The organism is Burkholderia sp. Cy-637, assembly GCF_011753175.1.
Lineage (GTDB): Bacteria > Pseudomonadota > Gammaproteobacteria > Burkholderiales > Burkholderiaceae > Burkholderia > Burkholderia gladioli.
The window spans coordinates 1-7,702 of sequence record NZ_VWWC01000247.1; the positions used below are offsets into that span (position 1 = coordinate 1).

At 73.2% G+C, this 7,702-nt stretch carries 6 protein-coding genes and 1 pseudogene; 3 read left to right on the forward strand and 4 right to left on the reverse strand.

Annotated elements, in window-relative coordinates; all coding sequences use genetic code 11:
* The 3 genes and pseudogenes from F3J10_RS33210 to F3J10_RS33220 all read left to right on the forward strand — a co-directional run.
* A pseudogene (locus F3J10_RS33210) lies at positions 1 to 326 on the forward strand (hypothetical protein); the annotation flags it as partial.
* Positions 323 to 1,243, forward strand: a complete 921-nt coding sequence (locus F3J10_RS33215; protein ID WP_013689194.1) for a DUF3365 domain-containing protein — start codon at positions 323 to 325, stop codon at positions 1,241 to 1,243. The pseudogene F3J10_RS33210 and the gene F3J10_RS33215, both read left to right, overlap by 4 nt.
* On the forward strand, positions 1,240 to 2,679 hold the full coding sequence (locus F3J10_RS33220; protein WP_167243860.1) for a serine/threonine-protein kinase: 1,440 nt from the start codon (positions 1,240 to 1,242) through the stop codon (positions 2,677 to 2,679). Before F3J10_RS33215 ends, F3J10_RS33220 begins: the two co-directional genes overlap by 4 nt.
* 139 nt (positions 2,680 to 2,818) lie before the next feature.
* Here F3J10_RS33220 and F3J10_RS33225 read toward each other — a convergent pair whose 3' ends face one another.
* The 4 genes from F3J10_RS33225 to F3J10_RS33240 form a co-directional block, all read right to left on the reverse strand.
* Positions 2,819 to 4,225, reverse strand: coding sequence for an FHA domain-containing protein (locus tag F3J10_RS33225; RefSeq protein ID WP_167243861.1), 1,407 nt, complete (start codon positions 4,223 to 4,225; stop codon positions 2,819 to 2,821).
* Positions 4,226 to 4,372: 147 nt separating this feature from the next.
* A complete protein-coding gene (locus F3J10_RS33230) occupies positions 4,373 to 5,974 on the reverse strand; it encodes a hypothetical protein (protein WP_167243862.1) in 1,602 nt (533 codons plus the stop codon).
* Between the two features lie 204 nt (positions 5,975 to 6,178).
* Positions 6,179 to 7,012 carry an alpha/beta hydrolase gene (locus tag F3J10_RS33235; RefSeq protein ID WP_167243863.1) on the reverse strand — a complete coding sequence of 278 codons (834 nt, stop codon included), beginning with the start codon at positions 7,010 to 7,012 and terminating at the stop codon, positions 6,179 to 6,181.
* A 23-nt stretch (positions 7,013 to 7,035) separates the two neighbouring features.
* The coding region (locus tag F3J10_RS33240; protein ID WP_167243864.1) for a sugar nucleotide-binding protein at positions 7,036 to 7,702 on the reverse strand (667 nt) is incomplete at its 5' end.

The window sequence follows — 7,702 nt, forward strand, 5'->3', positions numbered from 1 at the left end:
TGCCGCCGGCGGCCGTGCCGCCCGCGTCGCCCGCGTCGCATGCTGCGCCCGCCAACGCCGCGCATCCGGCGGCCTACGCCGAGCTGGCCGACTGGCTGGTCAGCGCCCTGCCGGCCCGCAACGCGCCCGATACGCGCTTCGCCGAGCGCTTCCGCTCGCGGCTGGCCGATCCGGCCTTCCGCCGCGACCTGAAACAGCACATCCGCGAACTGCCCGACTGGCACGACCTGGTATTCCCGCCGCCGCCGCGACGGCCCGCCGTCGCGGCGCGCAATCCCGTTCCCGACCCGCCCTCGGCCTATCCCTCGATCTACGTCCGCCCATGAAGCTGTCGCTCGCCATCAAGTTCAATCTCGTGTTCGTCGCGATCTTCGCGATCGGGCTGACCGCGGCCGGCATCGTCGCCGACCGCGTGCTGCAACAGCAGGCGCTCGACGAGACGCGCCACGACGCCGACGTGCTGATGAGCGCGGCCGAGGCGATGCAGGACTACACCGCCAAGCACATCACGCCGCTGCTGTCGACGCAGATCCAGTATTCCTTCGTGCCCGAATCGGTGCCGGCCTTCTCGGCCATCGAGATGCTGAACACCTTGCAGGGCAGCTTCCCGAACTTCTCCTATCGCTCGACCATGCTGAACCCGACCAATCCGCGCGACCGCGCGACCGATTGGGAGTCCGAGGTGATCGCGCACCTGCACGACAAGCCCGCGCTGAAGGAGGTGACGGGCCAGCGGCGCACGCCGGGCGGCGAGCAGCTGCTGTTCCTGGCGCGGCCGACCAGCATCACCGACGCGACCTGCATGCAGTGCCACAGCACGCCCGCGGCCGCGCCGCGCACCATGCTCGACAAGTACGGCCCGGCCAACGGCTTCGGCTGGCAGATGAACCAGGTGATCGGCGCGGAGTTCGTGTCGGTGCCGATGTCGGAATCGATCGCGCGCGGGCGCGCGCTGTGGCGCAGCTTCATGGAGGCGCTGACGGTGGTGTTCGTGGTGGTGCTGGTGGTGCTCAACGTGCTGGTGCACTTCCTGGTCACGCGGCGCCTGCAGACGCTGTCGCGCGCGGCCGACGCGGTCAGCCTCGGCAAGCTCGACGACGTCGAGCTGCCGACCCGCGGCGGCGACGAGATCGCCTCGCTGGCGGTGTCCTTCGGGCGCATGCGCACCAGCCTGGTGACGGCCTTCGAGATCCTCGACGAGACCGGCGCCGCGAGCACCGCGCCGAACGGGTCGCGGCCATGACGCGCCTGCCGGAACCGCTGCCGGCCAGCATCGGCCGCTACCGCATCGAAAACGTGCTGGGCCGCGGCGCGATGGGCGTGGTCTATCTCGCCACCGATCCGCATATCCAGCGGCCGGTGGCGCTCAAGACCATCCGCGGGGAGCTGCTGCACGCGAGCGAGGCGGGCGGCGAGCCCGGCATCGCCGCCGAGGCCGCGCTGCCGGCGCGCTTCATCAACGAGGCGCGCGCCGCCGGGCGGCTGGTGCATCCGAATATCGTCGGCGTGTTCGACTACGGCGAGGCCGACGGCACGGCCTATATCGCCTTCGAATACGTGCGCGGCGAGACCCTGGCCGCGCGGCTCGCCGCGCATGCGCGCCAGGGCACGCGCATGCCGGCGCGCAACGTGCTGGTGTGGTTCGCGCAACTGCTGGACGCGCTCGCCTACGCGCACGAGCTCGGCGTGATCCATCGCGACATCAAGCCGGCCAACCTGCTGATCGCGCCGCGCGGCGAGTGCAAGATCACCGACTTCGGCATCGCCCAGCTCGACACCGGGCGGCTCACCCAGGTCGGCATGCTGATCGGCACGCCCAGCTACATGTCGCCGGAGCAGGTCTCGGGCGCGCCGATCGACGCGCGCAGCGACCTGTTCTCGGCCGGCGTGGTGCTCTACGAGATGCTGACCGGCCGCTGCCCGTTCGCGGGCTCGTCGGCGGCGGTGATGCGGCAGGTGCTCGACGAGACGCCCGCGCTGCCCTCCAGCCTCGCGCCGGAGTTGCCGCCCGAGCTCGACGCGATGGTGCTGCAGGCGCTGGCCAAGGATCCGGGGCAGCGCCACGCCTCGGCGCAGCACTGGCGCGGCGAGGTGCTGGGCCTGCTGGAAACGCTCGCGGCCAGGCTCGACCCGGACCAGACCATCGTGCTCGCGCCGCTCGCGCAAGCGGCGCTGGCCCCGCCGCCGCCGGCCGCCGAGGCGCGCACGCTGCCGGTCGACTGGTCGCCGGAATTCCTCGCGCAGTTGGAGCAGCGGCTGGTCACCCATGTCGGGCCGGTGGCCTCGCGGCTGGTGCGGCGCGCGGCGGCGCAGGCCACCGATCCGCGCATGCTGGCCGCCGAGCTGGCGCGCCACCTGCCCGACGAGGCCGCACGCCACGACTTCGATACGCTGCTGCAGCGTCACGCGGCTTCGGGCACGGCCGTCACGCGCGTGATGGCGATGCCGGGGGCGACGCAGGCGGGTAGCGGAGCCGGCCAGGCGCCGGCCGTGGATACGGCGCTGGTCGAGACGGCGGTGCAGCGGCTCGCCACCCACATCGGGCCGATCGCGCGGATCGTGGCGCGGCGCGCGGCGGTCGATGCCGATCTCGCCACCTTCCAGGCGCGGCTGCTGGAGGCCCTGCCGGATTCGGTGGACAAGGCCGCGTTCCTGCGCGGGCTCGACGAGGGTTCGTAGCCGGGGGAGGTGGCGGCGCGGCGTGGTGGTTCGGTGGGCTGGTCGATGCGTCGGGCGGGTACCTGGCCGGTTCGCCGCCGGTTCGCCAGTCGACGCGCGGATCGGTTCGCCGCGCGTCCTGCCGCTCGATGCGCGTCGATCAGTTCGACGCTTGCTGGCCCGGGACGGCGGCGGGCTGCGAGTCGAGCGTGGCCGCGGCCTGTTGCGAGACGCGCGTCCAGTCGCGCGCATATTGCGCGCGCAGGCGTGCCGCGCTGCCGGGCAGCCAGTCGCGCCATCCCGCTTCCGGATCCAGGCGAGCGGGATCGAGTCCGGCGAGGACCTCGCGCAAGCCGCCGCGCAACGCGAGCTGGCGATCGCGCAACTCGCCGAAGGCGTCGCGCAGCCGATCGCGCGAGGCGCTCGCGGCGGATGCCGATAGCAACAGGCGCAAGGCGGTTTCGACATCGCCGCAGTCTCGCAGCGGATCGGCGCCGTCGAGTTCCGGCCCGGTCGCCGCGCCGGGCATGTGGCCAGTGCGCAGCGCCGCCATCGCGCCGCCCACCGCATCGCGCAGCAAGGCGCCGGCCAGGCGCGCGACGTCGGCCGCGTTCCGGCCCGCCAGCGATGCCGCGTCGATGCCGAGGCCGTCGCAGAGCGCGACGAGCAGTATGTCGTGCGCGGCGGGGTGGATGGGTTCAGCGTGGCGGGTGGTGGCGGTGTCGGCTGATTCGAGCAGTCCCGCCTGCATGGATGGGGCTACCTGCGTGATCGAAGACGCTTGTTGCAGGGTCGGAGCCGCTTGCGTGGCTTGCGTGGCTTGCGTGGCTTGCGTGGCTTGCGTGGCTTGCGTGGCTTGCGTGGCTTGCGTGGCTTGCGTGGCTTGCGTGGCTTGCGTGGCTTGCGTGGCTTGCGGGGCTTGCGGGGCTTGCGTGGCTTGCGTGGCTTGCGTGGCTTGCGGGGCTTGCGGGGCTTGCGGGGCTTGCGGGGCTTGCGGGGCCGCGATCACCGGGAGCCGCACCATGGTCGGCGTATCCGGCAACTCGTCGACTGCATCCACCGCGCCGCTTTCACCCCGCGCCGCCTGCGCCTGGTCCGCCGCGCGCAACTGCGTCACCGCATCGACGAGATCGGCCGCCTCGGGCCGCGCCGCCTCGCGCTCCGGCACGCGCACCATGGTCGGCGCATCGACCTCTTCCTCCTCCTCGCGTCCCGCCAGCGCCGCGAACACCGTCGCGTCCTCGCCGTGGCTCGCGCCCTCGATCTCGATCACGATCCGATAGACGTCGATTGTCAGCGTATCGCCGTCATGCAGCACCACCTCGCGCGAGACGCCCGGGATCCGGCCGTTCACGAGGGTCGGGTTGCTGCCCGAATCGGTCAGCAGGTAATGGCCGTCGCGCCAGTCGATGCGCGCCTGCAGGCGCGAGATGGCGCGTCGCGTATCGGCCAGCACCACGCTGCAGTCGGTGCCGCGGCCGAGGGTGGCGCCGGCGCCGTCCACCACGATGCGGCGCGAGCCGGTGGCGTCGTGGACGGACAAGGTCAGGCTGGGAACGGCGGACATGCGGGTTTCCTCGCGAGTGCAGGGGCGGGCCATGGACAGCCGGGCGCGGCCGGCAGGCGGAAGACGGCCGCTCGTCGATCACAACACCCGAGGCCCGCGATTTATTCCCGCCGTCTCATGCGCCCGCTGCGAGGCCGCCGCCGCGACTCACGGCGCGTCGTCGCCCTCGGGCAGCGGCGAGTGCCGCGGCGGCATCGCCAGCAGCGGATGCAGCGAGTCGGCATCGAGCGGCCGAGGCGCCTCGCCGCGCGGGCCCTCTTCCTCCACGCGCTGCATCGAGGGCCGCCGGACCGGCGCGGGCAGCGCGCCCGAGCCCGGCGAGAAACCGCCCCAGTTACCGAAGGACGGAGGCGGCGCCTCGAACGGCAGATCGGTGCCGGGCGCGTCGTGCGCTACCGGCGCCGGCCGGGTTCCGCCCGGCGCCAGGCCGGGCAAGGCGCCGCCGCCGATCGCGCCGCGCCGTCCCGGCGGCGCAGGCAGCGGCGGCAAGGGCGCCACATGGGGCTGCGAGTGCCGCCGCCCGCCGAGCTGCCCCGCCATCTGCTCGGGCCGCAGGCCGTGGCCCTCGACCGCCGAGGCGCGCCGCGAACCCATCGGCGTGGACGAGCCGCTGCCCGAACCGGGTATCGACGGGCGCCGCGTGCCTTCCTCGCCCTCCCAGCCCGGCTTGGCCGCGTAGCCCATTTCCTTGTTGAAGGCGTTCAGCTCGGCCGGTGTGCGGATCAGGCGCCACTCGCCGCGCACGCAGGCCGCCACCGGCAGCGACGCGGCCGCCACGCGCGGGTCGATCGGCTTGTCCGGCTCGTGGTTGCGCATATGCGCGACGTAGTTGTACTGCGAGCCGTGCTGGACCACCGCCTGCCGCGCATCGCCGAACGGCCGCCCCTGGTCGACGGCGCCGACCGCGCAATTGAGCGCGGCCACCGTGCGCAGCTCCTCGCCCTGCGCCTGCGGCCCGCGATTGCCGGCCAGGTTGATGGTGTGCAACGTGTCGTAGTCGCCGGTGTACATGCCCTTCACGTAATCGGGCACCTGGTGCAGGGCCACCAGGTCGGGGCCGGGATTGTCGACATGGATCGGCAGGTAATGGTGCTTGCCCTGCTCGTCGGCCACCAGCGGCAGCTCGGCCATGCCGGGATGCCTGCGATCGACATAGACGCCATCGAGACGGCCGTTCGTGTAGTGCCCGACGAAGCCGTCCAGGTCGTGCTGGCGCATCACGCTCATGCGCGCCTCCACATCCTCGCTCTCGATGGCCGCGAAGGTGCCGGGCTTGATCGACTTGTGCAGCAGGTCGTGCGGCTTGGGCAGCGCGCCTTGCTTCAGCCGCTTCAGGGTCTCGGCGCCGGCGGGACGAAAGCTGACGGCGGTGCCGGTCAGGCGCGTCGCCACGCCGAGCGCCTTCAGGTGCTCGGGGCGCACGTAGCTGGCGGCGATCTCCGCCTCGAGCGGCGTGAGCGGCTGCTCGCTCGCGGCTCGGGCGCTCTGCTCGATCTGCTTCTTCATCGGCTCGGACAGCGCGGCCAGTTGCGGCTGCGACGCGCGCCGCAACGAGCCGGTCGAGTCGCGCTTGTCGCCCGCGCCCTGCGCGGAGGAGCGTCGCCGCGCGTTCAGCGTGCCGTCGCCGAGGCTGCCCTGGCGCGTCGGCTGGCCGGCGGACGGGCCCGGCGCCGGCAGCGTCTCGTGCGCGGCGGAAAAGGGATTGGCGAAGCTGGGCGGCTGGGCGGGACCGGCGAGAGGCTTGGGCATGGATCGAAAGCGGACGAACGCAGCAGGACGGGACGCGGCGATGCACGAGGGCATCGCCATGCGGCCCGCCGATTGTCCGCGCGCGCCGGCAGGCGCGTGTATCGGATCGGAATCCCGTGTCCGGAATGCGAAGCGCGAACGCACGAGTGGGCCGCGGGCGGGCATCGCCGCCAGGCGCGGCGGCTGGACCCTCGGCCCTTCGCGCTACACGCTGTCGAAACGCGCCATCAGGGCCGTCATCTGCGTTCCGTCGGGCTCGGCGAGGTCGTCGAGCACCGAGAAGTGCGTGGCCCCCGCCACCGGCAGGTAGGCCACCGGCTGGCCCGCCGCGCGGCAGGCCTCGGCATATTCGCGCGAATGCCGGACCAGCTCGGGCAGCTCGGCCGCGCCGACCGCCACCGTCAGCGGCGCACCCGCGCCGATCCGGCGCAACGGGCTGTAGCTGTCGACCTCGGCCTCGCTCAACTGCAGCCGCTCGTTGAGGCGGCCGAGGCGGATCGGCTCGAGCTCGACCAGCGCGCTGATCGGCATCGCATGCTGCACCGAGGGGTGCGCGCGATGCACCGCCGTCAGGTGGCCGCCGGCCGAATGCCCGCTCAGGCACAGCGCGCGCTCGCGCGTGGCCGGCTCGGCGGCGAGGTGGTCGAGCAGCGCGCCGATCTCGCCGACGATGCGCGCCATGCCGGCCCCGGGCGCGAGCGTGTACTCGGCCAGCACCACGTCGAAGCCATGCGCGAGCGGGCCGGCCGCGACATAGGCGAAATCCTCCTTGTCGCATTTCTGCCAGTAGCCGCCGTGGATGAACACGAACAGCGGCGCGCCCTGGTGGCCGCAGGCGAGATAGTCGTAGCGCTGCCGCGGCGCGGGGCCGTAATGCAGGTCGCGCTCGCTGGCGCCCTGCCCGGCCAGCCGCGCGTAGAGCGCCGCGCTGCGCGCGCGCATGGCGGCGTAGACGGCGGGGAAGTCGTCGACGGCGCCGGGGTTGTCGTAGGCCACGTCGAGCTGGGCGCGCGTCATGCCGCGATAGACGGATTTCATGCGTTCTCCGGGGCGCGGGGGCGTCAGCGGGCGGGGCCGTCGCGCAGCACCGCGCGGATCGCCTCGTCGAAACGCGTGCGCCGGCCGATGCCGAGCGCTTCCAGCCGCGACGAGTCGAGATGGCAGTCGCGCGGGCGCGGCGTGGCGTCCTTCGGCTCGGCCACGGCGATCAGGCGCGGCACGATGCCGAGCGCGGCGGCGATGCGCGTGGCGATCTCGTGCTTGTTCATCGGCTCGTCGCCCGACCATTGGCAGAGCCCCGTCACGGCGGCGCCCGCGGCATGGCGCTCGGCGAGCTGCACGATCACCTCGGCGACGTCGGGCGTCCAGGTGGGATAGCGGGTGGCCCAGGCATCCATCTCGACGGGCGCGGCGCCGTCGCGCGACGAGGCGACGATGGCCGGCACCAGGCTGGTGACGGCCGAATCGGCCCAGTCGATCACCGGCCCGTAGAGCAGCGGCAGGCGCAGCGCGCAGGCACGCGAGGACGCGGCCAGCAACGCGGCCTCGCCGTCGGCCTTGCCGCGGCCATAGGCGTTGAGCGGCGACGGCACATCGGTTTCGCGATAGGGCGGCGCGCTGCCGTCGAACACGTAGTCGGTCGACATGGCCAGCGTCCAGGCGCCGATTGCCTCGGCGCGCGCGGCGATCGCGGCCGGCGCGTCGACGTTGAGCGCGCGCGCCGCGGCG